22 protein-coding genes are annotated in these 22,288 nt (G+C 36.2%); 9 read left to right on the plus strand and 13 right to left on the minus strand.

The annotated features are described in order from the left end of the window. The first annotated feature begins 2 nt into the window (after nucleotides 1-2). Entirely contained in the window at nucleotides 3-908 is a 906-nt protein-coding gene (locus WBG45_RS02815; protein WP_424412280.1) for a GNAT family N-acetyltransferase, read from the plus strand. 173 nt (nucleotides 909-1,081) lie between these two features. On the opposite strand, the gene WBG45_RS02820 is transcribed toward WBG45_RS02815, so the two are convergent. Both WBG45_RS02820 and WBG45_RS02825 read right to left on the minus strand, forming a co-directional pair. Continuing rightward, nucleotides 1,082-3,541, minus strand: coding sequence for a cell wall-binding repeat-containing protein (locus WBG45_RS02820; protein ID WP_424412281.1), 2,460 nt, complete (start codon nucleotides 3,539-3,541; stop codon nucleotides 1,082-1,084). 306 nt (nucleotides 3,542-3,847) lie between these two features. Then, complete coding sequence (locus WBG45_RS02825; protein WP_424412282.1) at nucleotides 3,848-4,330, minus strand: C40 family peptidase; 483 nt, start codon at nucleotides 4,328-4,330, stop codon at nucleotides 3,848-3,850. Between the two features lie 439 nt (nucleotides 4,331-4,769). Between WBG45_RS02825 and WBG45_RS02830 the strand changes: the two genes are divergently transcribed. After that, the gene (locus WBG45_RS02830; protein ID WP_424412283.1) at nucleotides 4,770-5,534 is read left to right on the plus strand and encodes a WecB/TagA/CpsF family glycosyltransferase; all 765 of its coding nucleotides are present in this window, start codon (nucleotides 4,770-4,772) and stop codon (nucleotides 5,532-5,534) included. 27 nt (nucleotides 5,535-5,561) lie between these two features. On the opposite strand, the gene tagH is transcribed toward WBG45_RS02830, so the two are convergent. The 4 genes from tagH to WBG45_RS02850 all read right to left on the minus strand — a co-directional run bounded on the left by tagH (nucleotide 5,562) and on the right by WBG45_RS02850 (nucleotide 8,728). Then, on the minus strand, nucleotides 5,562-6,371 hold the full coding sequence (gene tagH, locus WBG45_RS02835) for a teichoic acids export ABC transporter ATP-binding subunit TagH (RefSeq protein ID WP_424412284.1): 810 nt from the start codon (nucleotides 6,369-6,371) through the stop codon (nucleotides 5,562-5,564). Nucleotides 6,372-6,388: 17 nt separating this feature from the next. Then, nucleotides 6,389-7,195 carry an ABC transporter permease gene (locus WBG45_RS02840; RefSeq protein ID WP_424412285.1) on the minus strand — a complete coding sequence of 269 codons (807 nt, stop codon included), beginning with the start codon at nucleotides 7,193-7,195 and terminating at the stop codon, nucleotides 6,389-6,391. Nucleotides 7,196-7,227: 32 nt separating this feature from the next. Beyond that, complete coding sequence (locus tag WBG45_RS02845; protein ID WP_424412303.1) at nucleotides 7,228-8,340, minus strand: CDP-glycerol glycerophosphotransferase family protein; 1,113 nt, start codon at nucleotides 8,338-8,340, stop codon at nucleotides 7,228-7,230. Between the two features lie 124 nt (nucleotides 8,341-8,464). Then, a complete protein-coding gene (locus tag WBG45_RS02850) occupies nucleotides 8,465-8,728 on the minus strand; it encodes a CDP-glycerol glycerophosphotransferase family protein (RefSeq protein ID WP_424412286.1) in 264 nt (87 codons plus the stop codon). A gap of 537 nt (nucleotides 8,729-9,265) precedes the next feature. On the opposite strand from WBG45_RS02850, the gene tagD reads away from it, so the two are divergent. From tagD to WBG45_RS02865, 3 genes are all read left to right on the plus strand, one after another. After that, nucleotides 9,266-9,661: a glycerol-3-phosphate cytidylyltransferase gene (gene tagD / locus WBG45_RS02855; RefSeq protein ID WP_424412287.1), complete on the plus strand. Its 396-nt coding sequence runs from the start codon at nucleotides 9,266-9,268 to the stop codon at nucleotides 9,659-9,661. After that, the gene (locus WBG45_RS02860) at nucleotides 9,655-10,836 is read left to right on the plus strand and encodes a CDP-glycerol glycerophosphotransferase family protein (protein ID WP_424412288.1); all 1,182 of its coding nucleotides are present in this window, start codon (nucleotides 9,655-9,657) and stop codon (nucleotides 10,834-10,836) included. Before tagD ends, WBG45_RS02860 begins: the two co-directional genes overlap by 7 nt. Nucleotides 10,837-11,277: 441 nt before the next feature. Next, nucleotides 11,278-11,757, plus strand: coding sequence for a sigma-70 family RNA polymerase sigma factor (locus WBG45_RS02865; protein WP_424412289.1), 480 nt, complete (start codon nucleotides 11,278-11,280; stop codon nucleotides 11,755-11,757). Between the two features lie 192 nt (nucleotides 11,758-11,949). On the opposite strand, the gene WBG45_RS02870 is transcribed toward WBG45_RS02865, so the two are convergent. Beyond that, nucleotides 11,950-12,450, minus strand: coding sequence for a competence protein ComK (locus WBG45_RS02870; RefSeq protein ID WP_424412290.1), 501 nt, complete (start codon nucleotides 12,448-12,450; stop codon nucleotides 11,950-11,952). 343 nt (nucleotides 12,451-12,793) lie between these two features. Between WBG45_RS02870 and pgaC the strand changes: the two genes are divergently transcribed. From pgaC to WBG45_RS02885, 3 genes are read left to right on the plus strand one after another with little or no spacing between them, the layout of a single operon-like run. Beyond that, nucleotides 12,794-14,038 (plus strand): poly-beta-1,6-N-acetyl-D-glucosamine synthase, encoded by a 1,245-nt coding sequence (gene pgaC, locus WBG45_RS02875; RefSeq protein WP_424412291.1) that lies wholly within the window; start codon nucleotides 12,794-12,796, stop codon nucleotides 14,036-14,038. After that, on the plus strand, nucleotides 14,002-14,460 hold the full coding sequence (locus WBG45_RS02880) for a PgaD family protein (protein WP_424412292.1): 459 nt from the start codon (nucleotides 14,002-14,004) through the stop codon (nucleotides 14,458-14,460). The genes pgaC and WBG45_RS02880 overlap by 37 nt, the downstream gene beginning before the upstream one ends. Then, the gene (locus WBG45_RS02885) at nucleotides 14,457-15,326 is read left to right on the plus strand and encodes a polysaccharide deacetylase family protein (RefSeq protein WP_424412293.1); all 870 of its coding nucleotides are present in this window, start codon (nucleotides 14,457-14,459) and stop codon (nucleotides 15,324-15,326) included. The genes WBG45_RS02880 and WBG45_RS02885 overlap by 4 nt, the downstream gene beginning before the upstream one ends. 267 nt (nucleotides 15,327-15,593) lie before the next feature. Here the strand turns inward: WBG45_RS02885 and WBG45_RS02890 are convergent, their stop codons facing one another. The 4 genes from WBG45_RS02890 to WBG45_RS02905 form a co-directional block, all read right to left on the minus strand. Further along, entirely contained in the window at nucleotides 15,594-16,043 is a 450-nt protein-coding gene (locus WBG45_RS02890; protein ID WP_424412294.1) for a hypothetical protein, read from the minus strand. Then, a complete protein-coding gene (locus WBG45_RS02895) occupies nucleotides 15,994-16,260 on the minus strand; it encodes a hypothetical protein (RefSeq protein WP_424412295.1) in 267 nt (88 codons plus the stop codon). Before WBG45_RS02895 ends, WBG45_RS02890 begins: the two co-directional genes overlap by 50 nt. Before the next feature lie 57 nt (nucleotides 16,261-16,317). Then, nucleotides 16,318-16,695, minus strand: a complete 378-nt coding sequence (locus WBG45_RS02900) for a hotdog fold thioesterase (protein ID WP_424412304.1) — start codon at nucleotides 16,693-16,695, stop codon at nucleotides 16,318-16,320. Between the two features lie 95 nt (nucleotides 16,696-16,790). Continuing rightward, on the minus strand, nucleotides 16,791-18,350 hold the full coding sequence (locus WBG45_RS02905) for a fatty acid--CoA ligase (protein WP_424412305.1): 1,560 nt from the start codon (nucleotides 18,348-18,350) through the stop codon (nucleotides 16,791-16,793). 228 nt (nucleotides 18,351-18,578) lie between these two features. Between WBG45_RS02905 and WBG45_RS02910 the strand changes: the two genes are divergently transcribed. Further along, the gene (locus WBG45_RS02910) at nucleotides 18,579-19,130 is read left to right on the plus strand and encodes an SMI1/KNR4 family protein (protein WP_424412296.1); all 552 of its coding nucleotides are present in this window, start codon (nucleotides 18,579-18,581) and stop codon (nucleotides 19,128-19,130) included. A gap of 61 nt (nucleotides 19,131-19,191) precedes the next feature. Here WBG45_RS02910 and WBG45_RS02915 read toward each other — a convergent pair whose 3' ends face one another. Next, nucleotides 19,192-19,947, minus strand: coding sequence for a S16 family serine protease (locus WBG45_RS02915; RefSeq protein ID WP_424412297.1), 756 nt, complete (start codon nucleotides 19,945-19,947; stop codon nucleotides 19,192-19,194). Nucleotides 19,948-21,239: 1,292 nt separating this feature from the next. After that, the gene (locus tag WBG45_RS02920; RefSeq protein WP_424412298.1) at nucleotides 21,240-22,223 is read right to left on the minus strand and encodes a LacI family DNA-binding transcriptional regulator; all 984 of its coding nucleotides are present in this window, start codon (nucleotides 22,221-22,223) and stop codon (nucleotides 21,240-21,242) included. Nucleotides 22,224-22,288: the final 65 nt, after the last annotated feature.

The following is a 22,288-nucleotide window of genomic DNA, read 5'->3' on the forward strand; positions in this document are numbered from 1 at the left end:
AATTGATTCGTACTTACTTAGCAGGTGATGAGGCAGGTATTAATGCTTTGTTTGGAGCCGTTTTCTCAAAAAAACGTTCATTAACAGAGTGGCAATGGAAATTCGAAACACTCGGTTCTCACTTACCGATTATTATTGTGGCAGAGGAAGATGATCAAATAGTTGGTCACGCTGCATGCTTGTTATTTGAAGGAAGTAATGTGGACGGTTCCCCTATTCTAATTGGGGAACGTGTTGACATTATGGTTCATCCTGATTATCAAGGCCGAGGCATCTATCAAAAAATTGTCAAAGCGCTTATTGAAGATAGTGAACGCCAAAACGTAGCTTATTTATACGGCTTTCCAGCAGAAAAAGCCAAAAATATCTTTATTAAAATGGCACATGCAACTGACTTAGGAAACATTAACCGCTATGTTTCTATGAATTTACCAAGTTTACGTAAAAAACGCACTCACCAATTGATGAAAACATTGTCCGAAACAGATTTAATAAAAATGTCTAATGTTAAAGGTACATCTGCTATTCATGTAAACCGTTCCCTGGCATTTTTAACAAGTCGCTATATGAAACATCCAACAATCGATTACTATGTATATCAATCAGATTCAGCCTATATTATTTACCGACTCGATTACTTGAAATCAGTCATTCCTGTTTATACAATTGTGGATATTTTAGCTGATGATGAACTTTCAATTGTAAAAAGCTTTAAAAAATCTTTAGGGACTGGCATTGTTTCAACTTGGGGCATACCGAATACCCCACTTGAAGCAGCACTTGTCAAAACGGGATTTAAGGTCCATTCAAGTCCTATGCCATTTGTGGTGAAAACTTTAACTGCTCATGATTATGGACAAGAATTTAACAATTGGCGAATTCTACAAGGCGATGTTGATTCTTTTTAAATAGGCTATGTTAAATATTGCTGTTGATATTCCGCAAAACAGTTACGCTTTGCGCTAGCTTTGAAACATGAAAGTGCGTTGGAACGAAAATCAACAATAACGTTTGATTGAGCCTTTAAATACACAAAAAGCCCGATGACAGGAAACTGTCATCGGGCTTTCCTTGTTAATTCTTATTCATAAATTGCGTAATATGTGTCATCAGAAATGACAGATTTACCACCTGTTACGATATATGTCGCTGAAGGGTTTTCATCAACATATTCTTTAACTACTGTAGGAAGTCCTTTAGGGCTAACTAACAATACAGGTGCATTATATTTTGCTGCTAAAACGCCTCCAGTTAAAGCATCAGCAAAGCCAGTACCACTTGCTACTAGTGTAGCCCAAGCATCAGCATGGAATGCTTCAGCAACAGCAACCGAAGTTTCATAACGAGTGTTACCGAAGATACGCGTCGGTAATGGTAGTGCTTTTTCAACAGCTTCACTAACTGCACCTTCTCCACCAATAACAAATGTTTTATCCACATTAGCTAAAGCAGTAGCCGTTGCTGCAGGAATACTATTAGTACGAGTTAAAAGAATTGGTGTTGCCGATTGTGCTGCATAAGATCCGATTGATAAAGCATCTGGATAGTTTAAGCCAGAAACAACAATCGCTTCTTCAGGGTTACCAAGCTCGCGAGCTACTTTAGCAGCTGTTTCATAGCGATCTGCACCTGCAATACGGCGAACTGAAATACCCATATCATATAAACTGTCCATGACTTCTTTAGAAATCGCTTTAGCTCCACCCATCACGACAACTTTTTTCGTACCTAAACGTGTTAATTCTTCCATAACGCTTGCTGGAAGTGAATTCGTTTTTGTTAATAGAATTGGAGAGTTGAAAGAGTATGCTAATGGACCAGCAGTCATGGAATCAGCAAACTCATCACCACGAGCGATAACAACAGTTTCAGCTGACTTAAATCCAGCTTTTGAAATTTCTACTGCCGTTTCATAACGTGACATACCAGACAAACGAACTTGATTAATACGACCTTCACGCTCAGTATCGATTGATTCTAGACCTTGAATATAGTTAATGAATGTTTCCCAGTCAACATTACCTGGCTCACTAACTAATCCCTTGTCATAAGCGGATTTAAACATTGAGTAACCATCTCCACCTTTAGCAGTGAAAGAGTTTGTAGCTACTTTATATGTTTTTTCTGGATCTAAGAATGTTAAGCCACCTTCTTCATCTTGAATGAAAGCAGGAAGAACACGACTACCAGCTTCTTGTGTATTATCATAATTCACAACTAAACCTGCGACATGTAGAAATGCACCAGATTCTTTAGGAGCTTGGCTAACACTATGCTCAAGTGCCGCATAAATATCTTCACCTGTTAATTCCATAATAGCTAGTGTATTTCCGAAAGGCATAACTGTTAGAACTTCACCAACAGTAATATCACCTGTATCAATTGATGCACGAATTCCGCCACCATTTTGAACAGCAATCACGGTTTCTGCGTCAATCTTTTTCGCAGCATCCAACATGCCGTCAGTTATTAAGTTACCAAGATTTGTCTCTCCAGTACGAACGCTTCCACGTTCACCATCTAATACTACTGATGTAGAAACACCTGTTGATTCGTTTTTCACTTCAGCAACTTCGTCTGCATAAGGTTTTAAAATCGCAGCAGCAGCTTCATCTGCAGATGCATCTGCTACAGTGTGTAAAAGTGATGTTTGGCTAGTAATTTCACCGGCATCGTTAAACGTAACATCTAATTCACCTAAGAATTTATTGTATTCATTAGCTTGAACAATAATTGTATCCGCAGAACCTGAACGATCAATTAATTTACCACCCTCAAGTTTCGAGTGAGTATGACCTCCAACAATGATATCAATTTCAGGTACTGCTTCTGCTAATGCTAAATCGTTATCATATGCATCATCGAACCCTAAATGAGTTAAAGCAACGATTTTATTAACATTTTGTCCTTTTAAGTAAGTAACTGCAGCTTTAGCCTCTGCAATATAATTAGTAAATTTTACAGCTTTAGGACTTGAAATAAATTCTGTTTCTGCTGTTGTCAAACCGAATATTCCGACTTTTTCGCCGTCAATTTCTTTAATGATTCCATCAAAAATTTCTCCTGCTTCATCATTTCCACCAAAGCCAACGTTTTGTAATCCTGCAAATAACGGATCAGCAGCAAAATTAGTATTAGCACTAATTAACGGAAACTCTGCATTTTTTACAAAGTCTGCTAGTGCTTTATGTCCATCTGCAGAATCACCTAAATCAAACTCGTGATTTCCAAAAGTCATAGCATCGTAGTTCATCATATTCATAAACTCTAAATCTGCTTGTCCTTTGAAAGTGTTAAAGTATAAAGTTCCAGAGAATACGTCGCCAGCATCTACTAATAGATTATTAGGGTTTTCTTCGCGTAACTTGTTGACTAATGTTACCTTTTTAGCAATATTGTCTAAATTGGCATGAGTATCATTTGAATGTATTACGGTTAATGAAAAATCTTCTGCTGCTTTTACCGTAACTGGAGCACTAACATTGAATAAACTAGCTGTTAGCGTGGCTGCAGTTAAGGCAGTTACGAATTTTTTGTTCATTGTCCACCATCCTATTTTTATTAGGAATCATTTTCTGATTCAAATTTACTATAGCAAAAAATAATAGTTTACATGATAAGACTATGTAAATTTTATGTAAATTCAAAATGAAAGCGTTCCCACACAGTATTATTTTACCAATATTTTCTCTCTATCTCAAGTATTATTTTTTTAATAGTTAAAAAGCTTAATTGAATTTTTGTTACAAGCCTAGGAATTTCACCATAGAAAAAAGTCTTATTGCATTTTATAAAATACAATAAGACTTCTCTTATATAGTTTAAATGTTGATTAAATATTTAGTAGTTACTTAATTACTTTCGCAACTCGTTTCGCACCTATATATTTTGAACCCCAGTAATAAGGATCATTAATTTTGGCAACTGAAACACCTTTACTTGAAGAGGAATGAACGAACTTTCCTTTACCGATATAAATCCCTGCATGAGAAACACCTTTACCAGATGTATTAAAGAAAACTAAATCGCCTGTTTTAAGATTTTTCTTTGAAACTTTTTTACCCGTTTTGTACATAGCACCAGATGTTCTAGGCAATTTGACGCCAACTTTTTTATAAACATAACCAATAAATCCAGAACAATCAAAGCCTTTTGTTGTAGTTCCGCCATAAACATATTTTGTACCCATTACTTTATTAGCAGCTGATACCACTTGTGAAGATTTAATTCCACTTGCTGCATCCGCTTGGTTACCTAAAGGTGCAAGAACTAAAAATAAAGCAATCGTTAACATAGAAATGACTTTAAACAACTGAGACTGAACTGTCATAAAATAGAATCCTCCGATTACGCCAATGGCTATAATTTTTCTGATAACTTAATATTCTTATCTTATCACTTACTAAACCTTTTTAACTTTACAGTTATGTAACAATTAAATTACCTTTTGTGACAATTATTAGACATAATGTAACAAAGCTGAAACATTGTTTTGACCAAAAAAACCAGCTATTTTAAAAACTTAAAGTTTTCTTTTTTCACTTATTCTTTTTTTACAAGTTGATATACCTGACTTTGTCTAACAAATACAGCTTAAAAAAGAGCAATATAGTAATACTTGACTCTACAATCTATTATTGATTTTCACATATTTTGTCTTCTTTTATATTTACGAAATCTTGATAAACTCTTAACAAAAGAGTATAATTGAGTAATGTTATGTGTAGAAAAACAATACTTAGTTTCACTAGAAATGGAGGTGATATCTTATGACTCAAGATAAAGTAATGATTTTGGATATGCCAATTGATAATATGTCAAAACATAAATTAATAGATATTGTGGACAAAGAACTAGAATTACAACAAAAGAATTTGTTTATTGTTACAGCTAATCCTGAAATCATCATGAGTGCAAAGAAATCACCTTCATATAAAAAATCAGTTTTACAAGCTGATTTTATTGTACCTGATGGTTCAGGAGTGATGATGGCTTCTGACATATTGCTCGATCCTTTACAAGAAAAAATCACTGGGTATGATCTTGTTCACAGTTTTCTTTCTTATGCAAATGACAAAAGCAAATCAGTTTACTTCTTTGGCTCAAAAGAAGGGGTAGCTGTAGATGCCGCTATTAAGTCTAGTAAACTCTATCCGAATGTTCGAATAGCTGGAACGAAAGATGGTTATTCAGGTCTTGGATTAGATATCGCTGAAGAAATTGCGGCAACACAACCTGATTTTATATTTATAGGGCTTGGTGCACCGTTACAAGAAAAATGGGCAGCCGATTATAAACACTTATTTCCTAACTCAATCCTGATGGGTGTTGGCGGAAGCTTTGATGTTTTATCAGGTAATACGAAACGTGCTCCACAATTTTGGATTAATCACAATTTAGAATGGATGTATCGTTTAATTACGCAACCTGTCCGAGGCAAGCGAATGCTTCAATTGCCTCTTTTTGTAGCAGAAGTGTACAAGCAAAAATGGTCTCATCGCAAAGTTTATGTAAAACGTGAAAGACATATATAAAAAAATCCAGTAAGCGTCATAAGACGTTTACTGGATTTTTTCTGTTTTCAGCGACTGTCTATTAAGTGCCGCATTTCGATATTTCTTCTTTTGAGCTTTAGTCATTGACTTATACTCTTCCAAAAATAACTCGTAGTTTTTTAATACTTCGCTCGCTTTTCCATACTCTTTAACAACGCCAAATTCTAACCACAGTATTTGTTCACAAAACTTTTTCATCTGAGAAATGGAATGACTTACAAAAAACATAGTTTTCCCTTTTGCTTTAAACTCCATCATTTTCTCTAGACTTTTCTCAGCAAATGCTTTATCCCCAACAGACAAAGCTTCATCAATGATTAAAATATCAGGATTTACACGAACGGATATGGAGAAACCTAATCGGGATTTCATACCGCTGGAATACGTTTTCACCGGTTGATCAATGAACTTCTCTAGCTCAGCAAATTCAATAATTTCTTCTTCCATTGCTGCGATTTCTTTTTTAGAAAACCCTAGCATTAGAAGCTTAAGTTCGATGTTTTCTCTTCCTGACAACGAATTATCCAAACCAGCATTAACCGCGATTAGTGCCACGTTTCCTTGAATGTTAACTTCTCCAGTTGTAGTAGGGATAACACCCGCAATAATATTTGCAAGTGTCGACTTTCCTGAACCGTTAATACCGACTAGTCCTATAATTGACCCTTGTTCGACATTAAACGAAACATTTTGGAGTGCAAAAAAGTCTTCACCATATTCTTTATGAGGAAGAATTAAATCAAGAATACGTTCCGATTTTTTCTTATAAAGTTTATATCTCTTATAGACATTCTTAACTTCGACAGTGTTGACCATGCGTATCACTTCCAGTTTTAAAGGAAATCAATAAATTGACTTCTGAATTTCACGTGCAAATAAGAACCCACAATAAAAGTTAAACTCGTTATCGCGATAAAGTATAAAGTATAAAGGGGATTTTCAAGGAAATACCAGCCTTGTCCTAATAATGAATAGCGATACCCTTCAACGATATAATAGAATGGATTCAACTTCACCCAAAATTGAAAGGAATCAGGTAACAAAGTTGGTGGCCATAGTATAGGTGACAAATATAATAACATTCGCATAACGGATTGCAATAACATTTGTACATCGCGAGCTATCGTCGTCAATGTTGATGTAATGAGTGAAAGACTAAATAAAAACATCAGTAATGCAACGATATATAAAGGCAATTGCAAATAGTAGATGGAAATTGGAAAACCTACAAATTGCAGTAATAACATTCCCACCGCTAAGAGAATCAGATGGGGATAAAATTGAGAAAAAATAACATAATTCGGAATAACACTCATTGGAAAGTTCATTTTAGACAACATTCGAATCTTACTATAAATTGATTTGGAAGCTTTCATTACACTTTGATTAATGAAAAACCATACCAAAATCCCAGCAAACATCCATTGAAAATACGGAATATCTCCAATGGCCTCTCGCTGTCGAATCCCATATCCAAACACGAACCAATAAATTAATATCTGGATAGCTGGATTAATAATTTCCCAAGCTGCTCCAAGGTAATTACCACTTGTCAAACTCCTTAATTCATATATAGAAAGTCTCCAAACTAAATAGAAAAATTGATATTGTTCTTTCAGAATTTTAATTGCTGATTTCATTCTATATCCTCACCTACTCAAAATTTATCATACTACTCCAAAAAAGCTTGTACTACTCGTCTCGTAGCATGACCATCTTCTAATGAAGAAAACTTATCTTTAAAGGATATAAACTTAGGATTTGCATCAACATTTGAACGAACAAGTTCATGGATCACATCAAACAGTTCTTCCTCAGTTTGAACAATTGGTCCTGGTGCATCTCCTTCTATATCAATATAGAATCCTCTAAGTTGATCTCTGTATGTTGCTAAATCGTACATAAAGAACACAATCGGCCTATTCAGGATAGCGAAATCAAAGAACACAGAAGAATAATCTGTAATCAAAAGGTCCGCCCCCACATAGAGGTCACGTATATCTGGATAGGAAGACACATCATACACGCTGCCTTCATGAGTTGAGAAATCAAAGTTTTCGGCTACCAAATAGTGCATTCTAGTTAATAACACCCATTCGGCTCCGAACTCCCTTTTCCAATTGTCTAAATCGAATTGAAATTTAAATTTATATTTTCCTTTTGAGTAGAATTCGTTATCACGCCATGTTGGAGCATACAGCATGATTTTCTTATCAGTAGGAATCCCAAGTTTTTGCTTCAATTCACCTATAGCACCATCCGAATGATTAGAAAGCACATCATTTCGAGGATACCCAGATTCAATTACATGGCCATTATAGTGAAACGCTCTTTTAAAAATTTCTGTTGAATATGCATTTGGCGAAACCAGGTAATCCCAATTCCTAGACTCATTTATAAAATTCTTTTTGTAATTATCCGTTTTGGTTCCCGGCATGTGAATCTCTTCAATATCTAATCCGAGCTTTTTGAGAGGTGTCCCATGCCAAGTCTGAACATAGACCGTTCCATGAGGGTTAGGCATCCAGCCGGGTAAACGTACGTTATTAACCCAGTACTTAGCGCGTGGAAAGGTCAGAAACCATCGTATTGAAAAACGTCTAATATATGGAACTTGGAACTCTTCAAATAATTTTACAGCCTGTTTATCAACGCTCCACAGCAAAAGGTAGTCTTGATGATGTTCTTTCATATACTCATAAATCGACCGTGGATTATCACTATATTGCTTCGCATGAAAGCTTTCAAATATAACTAATTTGCTTTTTTTAGGTAACAATCCCATAATCACAAAAATTAAACGGAATACTTTTAATAGAAATTTACTTTTTTTTAACCCGTTTAGCAAGATTAAGACCTCTATTCTGCATTTTCAAATGTTAAAGTAATTGATCAATATTTTTTATTGGTTACAAGATTTGATCCTGTTTTAAAAACTCGATAATACGACCAGTGTTTTGTCTATCATCAAACGAATTGATTTGCTTATATTTAGATAAAATTTCATCTTCTATTCGGTAATTTTGCTTAATAGCTTTCTTAACGGTATCCATCAGTTCAGAGATAGTATAAGCGATAGCACCAGGTGCATTTTCATCATTAACCGGAGGAATTGCTCTATACTGTTCAATCCAATGTATTTGAGGAAGTAAGATTGAAGTTAAGTTCTGCAAGAGTAGATTGAACAGTAAAAACAACTTTTTTTGTAGTGATTTCTTTTCTAAATAGATCTTAAATAACAAATATATAGAAGTTCAAATAATTTATTTTACCTACAGTCAAATAGCGGTAGTCAATAGTTGTGAGTTCAAGATTAACTAGGTATACAATAACCGACCCATCCTGTGTTACAATATCGTGAATACTAAATAAATAGTTTCCATTTTGATTCTACATAGAAAATGTTGTTTCACTTTAAAGACGATTACAATAGTATATCATATTCTTTACATAAAAATATTTGATCACTAGATGGGTATTGTCCTATAAATAATGATGTAAATCGATCCGATAAACCATTTCACTTTCTAATAAAATAAAATCGATTTTCTCTAATGAATCTTCTAGTATTTGAACATTTTTATTATATACTTTCATAATCTATCCTTCTTTTCACTATTTTTTCATTGTATTTAACAATTTATACATACAATATATTATCATAGCATTTTAACAGGATTTAGAAAATAATTATTTGTGGAGTGAGCAAGATGAAGAAAGTGATTACCTATGGAACATTCGATTTAATCCATCATGGACATATCAACATTTTAAGAAAAGCGAAGGAGTATGGAGATTATTTAGTCGTAGGATTGTCTTCAGATGAATTTAATATCCTTAAAGGAAAAGAAGCCTATTATTCTTATGAAGAACGCAAACTAATTTTGGAAGCAATTAAATATGTTGATGAAGTAATTCCAGAACATAACTGGAATCAAAAATCCGAAGATATTCAAACTAATCAAATCGATTTATTTGTGATGGGTTCGGATTGGGAAGGTAAGTTTGATGATTTAAATGAGTTTTGCGATGTCATTTACTTGCCAAGAACAGAAGGTATTTCAACAACGAAGATCAAAACTGATTTATATAACAAACCATGTTAAAAGAAGGCATCATTACGTGTTATTTATTTGTCATTAAAATGATTTTCAGCCTTTTTAATCTACTTCCGTTAAAGAACAAAACTGTTTTTTTATCTTCATTTGGTGATAATGCATTTTTTGTAGCTAAAGAGTTGTCACAGTATGAAGATCATCCATTAGTTTTTATTAATCAATCACGCTGCAAAATAGATTTTTCTTCAATTCCGACCAACAATAAAAAGATATTATCTTTTGAAACCAAGAACTTTATTGAAACATTTAAGTCCATCTATCATTTAGCCACTTCAAAATATATATTTGTCGATAATTATGTAGGTATTTTATCCATCGTACAATTCCGAAAGGACGTCAAATGTATTCAATTATGGCATGCAGCTGGTGCTATAAAACGATTTGGATGGAGCGAACCCACAACCAATGAACGTAGCGAGAAAGCCAAAATTAGATTTCAACAAGTATATGATAGCTTTCATTATATTCCCGTTGGATCACAGCAAATGGCTCAAATTTTTACGGATTCATTTCATGTAGAACCCCATCGATTTTTGTTTACGGGTGTCCCACAAACAGATTTTTATTATGATTCAATAGCAATAGCGAATAGTTTGAAACGGGTACAACGCACATATCCCATTATTAAAGGAAAAATAGTAGTTTTGTATGCACCTACTTTTAGAAAAGACGAACTTGAGATAATGACACTGCAAATTGATATAAACGAATATCTCAAACGGGTCGATGAAAATCATGTTTTACTAATTAGATTACATCCCGCAGTTAAAAACGTGACGAATATCCTTGCGCATCCTCGAGTTCTTGTGGTCAGTGATTATCCAAATGTTAACGAATTGATGGTGGCAAGTGATATTTTAATAACAGATTACTCTTCTATCCCCTTCGAGTTTTCTCTGCTGTCTAAAAAAATGATTTTTTATACATATGATCTAGAGTCTTATGATAAGGAACAAGGATTGTGGTCCGAATCAAGTCTTTATTTTCCTGGACCTATTGTAAAAAATACCAAAGAATTAGTCGATGAAGTCCTTAATCCGACAATTGATTTCAATAAAATTAATTATTTTAAAAATCATTGGAATACCTTCTCTCAGGGTGAATCTACTAAAACATTAATTTCAAAGATTTATGACAAGGACGATTTGGTAATGAAAATTTAATTCTTAAAGCAATTTTATAATGCTTTAACTTAAAAATTAAGACCATTATTATAAAATTCCTTATAATTCCCATTAACTTATGTTGTTGAAATAAGAAGGGCTTGCCAAGAGAAATCATTGATTTCGATTAGTAAGCTCTTTTACTATTAAACTTTTATGCTTATATCTTCTTCTGATTGGATGATGTATTTCTAGAAATTTCTTTTCACTTTGTATAAAATCCGAGTGATTCCTGCTAGCAAGAGATAAATTGAATTCTCTTACAATACTCCCCTTTCTAAAAATCCCTCTATGTAAATTAAACTTTCATTCTTAGTCGAATACTTTCTATTTCTAGGTCTCAAACGTCACAAATCCTCATTGGAACTGATAATTTAGATGTCTTACACTGATGCTACCTAGGAATAACCCTGATGTGCACATTGGCAAGGCAGCATAAAAATGGAGACTTATGAAGACGTATTAAACCAGTTCGAACCAATGATTCATGCGTGTATACGCAAGCTACGCATCTATAAAAACCATGACTCATTTATACAAGTTGGGAGAGTCGGATTGTGGAAAGCTTGGCAAAGATATGACTCATCAAAAGGGGATTTTGCGCCATTTGCGTATCGCAGCATTTATGGCAGTTTATTAGATGAATTAAAAAAAGCGGCAAACGAAGAGAATATCCTGCCTGCAGAAGATCAATTACTCGAAATCCTGTTAAACAAACCATCTGAGGCCTCTGTAGATTCGGAAGAACTAATAAACGCGTTATCACAATTAAATCTAGCCGAGCAACAACTCATTCAATTACTGTTTGTTGATCGCAGTTCTTTGGACGAAGTGGCTCTGCATTTTGGCATCACTAAAGCAGGCGTCAAGAAAAAAAGACAACGTACTTTACAAAAACTAAAACACATCATGACCACCTAACAAAGTCTTTTGAGGTTCTATTAATAATCAGCCAGCGTTTTACCGGATGGTGAATTTTTTAGTAGAGCCTCTTTTAAAGATAGTTCCCTTAGTTTTGATTTTGCAAAATAAAAGGTATAGGCGACAACTTTTATTTTCAGCAATTAGCAAACCTATTTCCTAAAATTAAACTAGCTTTTAAAACTTAATCAATTATTCGGATTCGGGTTTTGAATCATCGTTTGCTATGTATCGTTTCTTATCACGCTGAATAATGCGATAGGTGTCTAGGGTGAAGTGTAGTCTATGTTGTTGTTTTAACAGGACGTGTTTTGAAACATGTACAATAAGCGACGTACCATTCCTAAATGTCACCCGAGACTTCCCTTTATCTAGTTCCTCAACGTGAAAATGGTGGTTAAACAACCACACACATTCTGCATGTTGATAAGACATAGTTGGAAAAGCACCGATCTCAGAAGGTTCAATGAGAATTGGTGTTTTTTTAGGATAATTCATAAATATTCTTGTTGCCTGCAAACGCCCTTCCATTGTAGAAGCATACCTGATGCATGCTCTATTTAGTAAATCGTGTACAGTCAAAGATGAATAATAAATGCCATGGGTCGTCGTAATCTTCGATTTATAATCCCCAGTAAAAACTGATTCAAGCGACAAAGCTTGATTGTCAATCCAATTAGAATCACAGTTCAATAGAAAATCCCCTTTATGTCTCCTATAGTTAGATTCTACCAACCCTACAAGTACTTGTATAGTCCGAATTTACTGAAAAAATAGTATTTTCAACAAATTTTTTCCTCATTCGACTTTTCGTTTCATTTTATTAGAATTTATCGTCTTTACAAAATAAGTAAAATAACTTTTGGTGGAGGTGGATGGAAATTTAAGATGCTTTCCAATGTGAGAAATCGCTAAATTGTGTCATTGTTTTTAATAAGTATACTTTAAATTGAAAAATACCATATTCAAATTAATTATCAATCCGATATTATAGTAATATATGACGTATTGTGAATTCTAGAAAGTTGGTTGATATATGGGATTTTTCACAGGTCCATATGGTTTGGTTACTAGTTTTGTTTTTTGGTATCCATTCATGATGGCTCTATTTTGGATGGCAGGCTCTCTTCTCTTCCTGAGAACAAAAGAACCTAAAAACGATACATTAGATATAGATGGATTTGATTGGCCGATGATTAGTATCCTCGTCCCTTGCTACAATGAAGAAGAAACCATTGAAGAAACCGTTCAAAATCTTTCTGGTCTCTCTTACCCAAAAAAAGAAATTCTATTAATTAATGATGGATCTACTGATCAAACATCCGTAATTATGGAGAGATTATCGAAACAATATACAAACGTAAGAGTCATACAACTGGAACAAAACTGTGGCAAGGCAAATGCCTTACAAGTAGGCTTATTTGCATCTCGGGCAGAGTATCTGGTTTGTGTGGATGCGGATGCACTACTTTCAGATACTGCCCCTTATTATATGATTCGTCAGTTCTTCATTAAAGGAGAACGTGTTGGAGCTGTAACGGGTAGTCCAAGTATTCGCAATCGAAATACACTGTTAAGTCGAATGCAGCTAGTTGAATATGCGTCCATTATTGGTGCAATTAAACGTATGCAACGACTAATTGGCAAAGTAATGACCGTGTCTGGAGTAGTCGTGACTTTTCGAAAAAAAGCACTTGTTGACGTCGGCTTATGGGATCGCGATATGATAACAGAGGATATTGCGGTTAGCTGGAAGTTACAAAAACGCTTTTGGGATGTTCGGTACGAACCGCGGGCTATCTGCTGGATGCTAGTACCCGAAACTTTGTCTGGCATTTGGAAACAACGAATACGCTGGGCACAAGGTGGCCAAGAAGTTGTCCTCCGTCATTGGCGTATAATATTCAGCTGGAAACAAAGACGTCTATGGCCCATTTTTCTCGAACAGTGTATCAGCACAATTTGGGCTTTCTGTTGGCTATTCGTCACCGTCATGCTCGTATTTTCAGCCGACCAAGTTCAAGATTTGTTTATTTGGTTCACGTTGACATCATTTGCACTTGTTTTCATCAGCATGATTCAACTCTTTATTGCGTTAATAATCGATTCAAGATACAACCGCGTGATGAAATACTATTTTTGGGCAGCTTGGTATCCATCCATTTATTGGATGGTCAATACAGCAGTTGTCATGGCAGCTGTTCCTAGAGCCATTAAGTCCCGAAAAAAAGGAGGTTACGCGGTATGGAGCAGTCCCGACCGAGGCTTAAAGAAAATGTAATTATTGAAGGTAACCGTTCAAACCTCAGATTCGTGTTAGATATAATCATGACTCTATTTTTTTGGTGCTACACCTTCATGGTGATGATATTTATTTTATCCGCGAGCTTTGGATATAGTAATTCCATTACACGAGTCCTGAATTCTGCATTTAAGACAACCAATGGCCAAGTTCGTTTACTGTTCCTATTTGGTTTAATTCTATTCATCAGTTTTTATATGTTGCTAAGTATAAATCGAATCTACAACAAAAAGCGCTTTGGCTCGCTCGCTCGCAGGACCTATCCAACAAACGTGACAAACAAAGACTTAAGCAACCTACAATTAATGAATGCCGAACATATAGAAAAACTACAAACTGCAGATTATATCGTCTTTGAGAAAAATCCGATTGTCTCTTTAGAGGAGGAAAAGGAATCATGAAAAAAACTCTGATTTTCCTCATGATTCTTAGCATGATCGGAATGTTAATTCTGTTTAATAAAGAAATTATTAATGTGGTGTTTGCTCAAAACGAACCATCGATGTCTTTCTCAAAAGAACTAGCAACAGATGGCTGTCTCGGATTAAATTATCATCGCGTTCTAAAGGAGAATGTAGTTACCCAATCAACAAGATGGTTTCTCAACTCTGATGAACTAGTGAAATACAGCGTGATGACTACAGAACTGAAACAACAATTGAGCGCATTAACAGATGCAGGTGCCGTGTTTCTATCGCAGGATGAATTTTTAGATGCCAAGAAGTCTGGAGTTTTCCCTGACAAATGTGTTCTGATTTCATTTGATGACGTAGACTATTCCGTCTATGAACATGCATTCCCAATATTGAAAGAGGCAGGTATTCCGTTTACGCTGTTCATTATTGCTGGACATGTAGGTGACAAGGATTTTAACAACCTAAAAATGACCACTTGGGATGACCTACGTGAGATGCAAAAAAGTGAACTGGCTAGCTTTGGCTCCCATACATACGAAATGCATCGATTTGAAGACGAAACACCCGTCTTTCTTCTCGCTGAGAATAGAGAAATCTTCTCGCAAGACTTACAGAAAAGTATCCAAACGATTGAAAAGGAACTAGGCATAACAGTTCGCAGCTTCGCCTACCCCTATGGAAATACTGACGACTCTACAGCTGAAGTTATTAAGGAACAAGGACTTGAGGCAGGATTTATCTTAGCACCTCAAACCATAAGCCCAAACGATGACAACTATCATCTCAATAGAATTCTACTCAATGACACGACCTTCAATGAAGTCATCCTGCCATTCATTAAAAATCAATAAACCATTTTTAGGGTCAATCAAAGAATCGACACTCACTTTACATGAAAAGAGGCGGCTGAAGATACAATTTCAGCCGCCCTTCCTTTTAAACCTTGATTACTGGCTTTTGGCTGCCGCCACAAGCCTTTTCTGTTGGAGAAACCTCGCGTTAATGCTTCCATAAATTTACTATTACAACTAAATCAATATCATGCTCTCCACTTCAATAAAAAAAAGCCTAACGCAGTGATAAAATCACGGCGTTCGGCTTTCTTACTATTTTTCACGTTATTCTCCAACTCGATAAACTAAAGTATTTGTCCCTTCATCTACATCCAAAATATAGCCATATTTTTTCCCGTTAAATTCCTTTTCATAGACACCCGCTTCGTTTGTGGCGAATGGGATTTCACCTAAATACTCGCCACCTTCCTCCATTGTAACTTCACTGTCTACGTAACTAATAAATATACTCATCGCATGGAATATAGAGGCTCTATCCGCTCCAGGCATTTCATAACCGATCAGTTTCATTTCAGTTATTTTTTTTGTCTCGTTACTTACCGTATACACTATACTTAATTTCACGGAATTTTGAAATTCATGGATAAACGTTGATACGTCATCAGTAGAATTTGCCTCATCCTTTTTAATAGCACTTGCATCCATTTTAAAATCAGTATACGTTTCAATAAATGTTGGCTCCGTCTCGTTCCATTTCGCCGCTTCCTTCTGCATTCGGTAAACTGTCTAACGTCTCTTCAACTTCAGGTTCCGCCGGTTCAATAGTCTCAGTAACTTCAGTCACTTCTTCTTCAGCGAAAGTTTCAACCATTTCAGTGCCCTCTTGTTTCACTTGATTATACGAAAAAAATCCCAATATTATAAATCCACCTATCAATAACCCTAGACTAAGTACAACACCGACAATTATTGTTACTACCGTTTTACTCATTTTATCCCCTTTTCATAAATGTCTATACTCAAGCGATTATCACTTACCTTATTTAAATTATTTCAAAGGAACGATTGCCATGGTACATCTAGAAACACAAATCAGTTTTTCTTCTTCATCGACGATTTTTATATCCCACACCATCGTTTTGCGCCCTCGATGTAGGGGGGTTCCGATTGCCGTGACGATTCCATCCTTTTTTCCACGGATATGATTCGCATTAATCTCAAGTCCAACAGCAGTCTCGTTTTCTTGATCAAGTAAATTCAACGTTCCAAAACTCGCAACAGATTCCGCTAACACGACAGATGCGCCTCCGTGAAGCTGTCCATACGGTTGGTGTGTGGATGAATTAACTGGCATCGTAGCTGTAACTCGATCCTTGGTCATTTCTCCAAATTCTATTCCAAGTAGACCTATAATTGTTTCTGCCATCGGTTTCATTTCCATTTTAAAAACCCTCTCTTTTGCATGAATAATAAACACGAATTCTCCTAGCTATTTCTTCAGGCTAGGAGAATCCGTTCATTTTAGTGAGTCGTGCTTTCCACTCGGTGTTCACGTAACAGGAACTTTTGAATCTTCCCGCTTGCATTACGAGGAAGTTCATCGACAAACTGATAGTGTCTCGGGCGTTTATATCCTGCTAAATTGTCATTGTTTTTACAAAACTTCTCAAGTTCCTCTGCGGTTAACGAAGGGTCTTTCCTTACAACAAAAGCAAGCACTGATTCCCCCCATTTTTCATCGGGAATCCCAAGAACAGCCACATCTTGCACAGAGTCGTGTTCATGAAGTACATCCTCTACTTCCCTAGGATAAATGTTTTCACCACCACTGATGATCATATCGTCCACTCGGTCCGCCACATACAAATAGCCGTCCTCGTCCATATAGCCCAAATCACTGGAGTGGTACCACCCTTTGTACAGCGCTTTTTCAGTCGCTTCTTCGCGATTGAAATAACCGGCCATCATGCATGGTCCTTTGACGATGATTTCACCGACTTGACCTGGCTTTAAAATATTATCCGGATCAGAGGGTCCATCCTCATTTGGCTGTACAATACGAATTTCATGATTATACGCTGGTTTACCAGCAGATCCCACTTTCGTTAACTGTTCATCTTCAGCAAGGAACGTGATCGCGGGTCCCATCTCTGTCTGACCGTAGGCTTGAATTAAATCGATTCCTAAAATATCTTTTACATGTTTTACAAGGACAGGTGCCATCGGAGCGGCTCCATACAATCCACGCTGTAAGGTTGTAACTTTAGATGCAGCCCCTTCTAATTCAGACATCATACTCCACATGGTCGGAACCGCAAACATCACAGTTACTTTTTCTTGTTCAACGGTATCGACCGCAGCTGCTGGATTAAATTGATGCATAATAATACTCGAAGCTCCCGCTTGGACACGCGGAATAACACAACAATGCAATTCAGCACAATGGAACATCGGAGCAATAACCAGACCCACATCGTTTTTCGTGTAATGTAAAACGGCTGTGCAAATGAGACTTTGCTCCGCCATATCACGGTGACGATGAATAACACCTTTAGGTCGCCCAGTCGTTCCACTCGTATACATAATGGCATACGTATCTGATTCACTTACTTCAACTGTCGGACTCGTCGTCTGAGCTTTACCCACTTCTTCATGATAATTTTTTGCGTAAGACGGTGTTTCTTCATTAATAAACCAAAATTGCGTGTCCGGGAATTGCGATTGAATGGAAGCCACTTGATCTTTCAACACTTCTTCAAACATCACAACTTTCGGCATCGCATCATTTAAAATATAAGCGACTTCTTCTGACTTTAACCGGAAGTTAATAGGATTGAAAATGGCACCGATTTTAGCACATGCAAATAACGTAGTTGCGAGTTCACTCGTATTAAATAGGAAAGTTGAAACGCGGTCACCTTTTCCAACACCTGCAGCGGTCAACGCATTCGCACAGCGATGCACGTCATCTCGCCACTCTCCATACGTCCATCGTTGACCTCTTTTCAAATCCACAAGTGCTTCTTTGTTCGGAAACTTACTTACAGTCTGATCAAAAATACTTCCTAACGTCGCATACATTGCCCCAGCCCCCTGTACCATTAATGAATAGAAATTCATTTTTATTCCTACTTCCAATAATGTCAGATTAGAAGGAATATTACAATAACTTATTCGGGTATGAGTTTATTTCTTTAAAAGGAAAAAGGTCGATTAATCGCTAAACTAGCATCAAGCAGGAGATTTTATAATAAACGACGAATATTCAATTTATAATCAATATTCAAACCAATAAAGAGGTGTATATTATTGAAAGAAATCTCAATTTCAAATACTTTGGAAACATTGAAATCACGATTAGACGAAAATAGTTTATTACATGTACAAGCTAGATTTGGAATTTATCCGAAGAAGGGTTTTGTGTTCAATAACCCTATTGAGATTGAAGAATTAGAGAGAATTATTTTTGATAACAAGTTGATTCTTTCAAGTAATCACAAGGAATTTTTATTACTTCATAATGGTGCAGAATTTTTCACCTATGAATATGGATACTCCTTTCGTCTATATTCAATAGAAGAAGCGATTCGCGAATATAATGAGATGCTTACTCACAATTTCAGCAACTATTTTAAGCAGAATTGCTATCCAATTGGTTCTGTGATCGATATTGGCCCCATTTTAGTTGACCATTCAAAAGTAAATCAGACCGGAAAAGAGAATATCCTCCTTTTGGATAATATTGAAACAATTGATTTTTGTTGTGATTTAAATAATTGGCTAGACAGAATGGTTTGTGCTGAAGGCAATCTGTATTGGGAATGGTATTCAAAAGTTATACAACATGGTTTTATTGTTTAATAAAAAAAGATGCTGCCGAAGATACAATTTCGGCAGCTCCAAAAAATCTCTATAAACTTTGTTACTCTCCATTCCCAGCATTCCACTCATTAATTAACTCAATCGATTCGTCAATATGGTTAACGTCGAAAACTTCAATTTCCAGGTTTTCCTCTACGATAACTTTCTTAGCTTCAGTCCAATTTCCACTAGGAATAATCATAAATGGATATCCTTTTTCTTCAGCAATCAATAATTTTTCTTTTATCATGCCTATTGGCAAAACTTCACCTCTTGCACTTATAGCTCCTGTTACACCAAATGTAACGTGGTTTTTCAGTTCTCCTTTTTCAATGAGCCCCGATAAAGCTAATCCTAACCCTGCACTATCACCCGATAAATCGGTTCTACTTAAGAAAGTCTTCATTATTTTTGTTTCTTCTCCTAAATAACTCTTCACATTTTCCCCCATCACTGCGAAATCATCTTTCTTAATTCCCATCATATTAAGTAGTTCAGTATTTTTACTTTGATAACGATCTTTATTGTCTAGTTGGTAAAGATCAATTAGCTCAATGTCTTCATGTTCATAACCCTTAATGATTTGTTCTCTATCCTTCAAATATCCAATGGAACGTGTTGTTACGACCATCATGTGAACACCTGTCCCATCAAAAAGTTCAATTGGATCAGCGTGAAAGGTAGCATTATATGTATTAGCTTCAAATTCTAAAAGTTGTACTTCAAAACAGACGAGGAAACCAAGTATTAAGGCGATCATACTGATTTTCCCTATCTTAGATTTATCATTTCGATAAATGACCATAACTACTACCATGAGTATTAACTCCACCAAGAGCGTCCCTACGAAGAAAAAACTTGTAATCAAATCATGATAATACGCAAACCACAAAATAATGTAAGAAGTGAATGTTACCAAACTTAATATTAGTACAGCTAAATCACCTCTTTTAAACAGAAAAAACACCCCTTACCTTAACCCAAAATAGATTACATTTTAAATAGTTGAGTGACCATATTAATAATACGTACTTGTATTCGAAAAGTTCCAGATATTAGTTACTTCAATACTTAGGAAAGATTTTAATTACTGCTTTGGGCTGTGCCAAAAGCCTTTTCTGTTGGTGACACCTATTTTGAATAGGAGAAGTCGTATGAAGAATGATTTCTATTCCGTTTAGGCTAAAAAAGATCTCGATTCCAACTTGGAGCGTGAATTTTCCAACTTGGACTACAATTTTTCCAACTTGGCTTCCCTTTTTTCCAACTTGGGACTCATATTTTCCAACTGAGCAATCGCTCACCAAAATTCCCAACAGAAATACCCATCAAGCGACAGCGGATGGGGCCATTCAAGCACTCTTCTTTTCACAATAACGTTATACAAGTGTTCAAAATCTTGAATACTGCTTCTGGCTCCGCCAAAAGCCTTTTCTGTTGGTGACACCTATTTTGAATAGGAGAACTAGGCTAAAAAAGATCTCGATTCCAACTTGGACCGTGATTTTTCCAACTTGGGCTACGATTTTTCCAACTTGGCTTCCCTTTTTTCCAACTTGGCACTCATATTTTCCAACTGAGCGATCGCTCACCATAAATCTCATCAGAAATACCCATCAAGCGACAGCGGATGGGACCATTCAAGCACTTTTCTCTTCACAATCACGCGATACAGGTGTTCAAAATCTTGAATACTGCTATCATTTCATCTTTAATCAAAAATAGGCTGTCTAATACGTCCCTAATATAAATTAAGTGGAGAAAATAAGCCGAATTTAATCATTGTAACCACCTATCATTGTCTATTTTGCACATGTTGAACTTACAAGTTGATTGGAGTGGAAGACGGCGACTCCAGCGGGAATAGCAGGTGTTTTTCTGCACCGAAAGCGAAGCGACAGGTGCATGAGCTGAAGACCCCGCAGGCGAGCTTGCTCGTCGAGGAGGCTGAGGCCATGCCCGCCGGAAAGCGACCGTCTGTTTCTGCATCGCTACGCTAGCTTCGAAACATGAAAGGGCATTGAAATGGAAATCAACCTCTACTAACTATAAAAAGGGAACTGCCCTTAGTCACATATAATGACTTTTAGGACAGCTCCCGCTGGTATACTATTTCACTGATTTTCTAACAATCAGTTCGGTTGATAGCTTGTAATAAGGATTAACATGTTGGCCTGATAGTTGTTGCAAGATTAGATGCATGGCTAAGGCGCCCGCTTCGTATTTTGGTTGCTTGATGGTAGTTAATGGTGGTGTGGTGAATTCAGCAAGCTGAATATCATCGAATCCAATGATAGAAACGTCACTCGGCACATTTATTTTATTTTCTCTAAATGCTTGTAAGCCACCTACAGCCATCTCATCATTCGCATAAAACACGCCACTTGGTAAGTTCCCTTGGGCAATCAAAATTTTAGTAGCACGGTAGCCACCTTCTCTAGTGAATTCACCTTGCATCATCCATTTTGTATGATGAATCAAATCATGGTCACGTAGAGCGGCTTTAAACCCATTGAATCTCATTTCACTATCATGCGCGTTTTGTGGTCCGCTAATAAACGCTATTTCTTTATGACCATGTTGGATTAAGTGTTCGGTCGCATCATAGCCACCTTGAAAGTTATCCACTTCCACTTGGACGACATGCTCATTCGTCAACTGACGGTCTAATAAAATAATTGGAAATCCTTTGCGTGCAGATTGAAGAATAATGTCGTTTGAAATGTTATGAGCTAAAATAATCGCCGCATCGACGCGCTTCTCTTTAAGAAACTTAACCGCTGTGGAATCAGCCCCACCTTGAGAACTACAAGCAATTAGGTCATAGCCATTCGTCATCGACACTTCTTGCACACCTTTAGTGAGCTCTGAGTAAAAGGGTCCTGCTAAATCGCTAAGAATTAAAGCAATTGTATTTGTTTTTGTTCGCTTTAAGTCAGAAGCAAAACCGTTTTTTCGATAGTTTAATTGTTGAGCTGCCTCCAATACTTTATCTTTGGTCGCTTGGCTAATTCTCGTACTATCATTTAATGCATAGGATACGGTTGAAATTGCAACTCCTGCGAGCTTGGCGACATCTTTGATTGTTGCCATAGCTACTCCTCCATTCAATCTTCACAACTTTTAATTAATGTTTCTCCCTAGAGTATACACGTTTA

Source organism: Paenisporosarcina sp. (assembly GCF_049671445.1).
In the GTDB taxonomy this organism is placed as follows: Bacteria; Bacillota; Bacilli; order Bacillales_A; family Planococcaceae; genus Paenisporosarcina.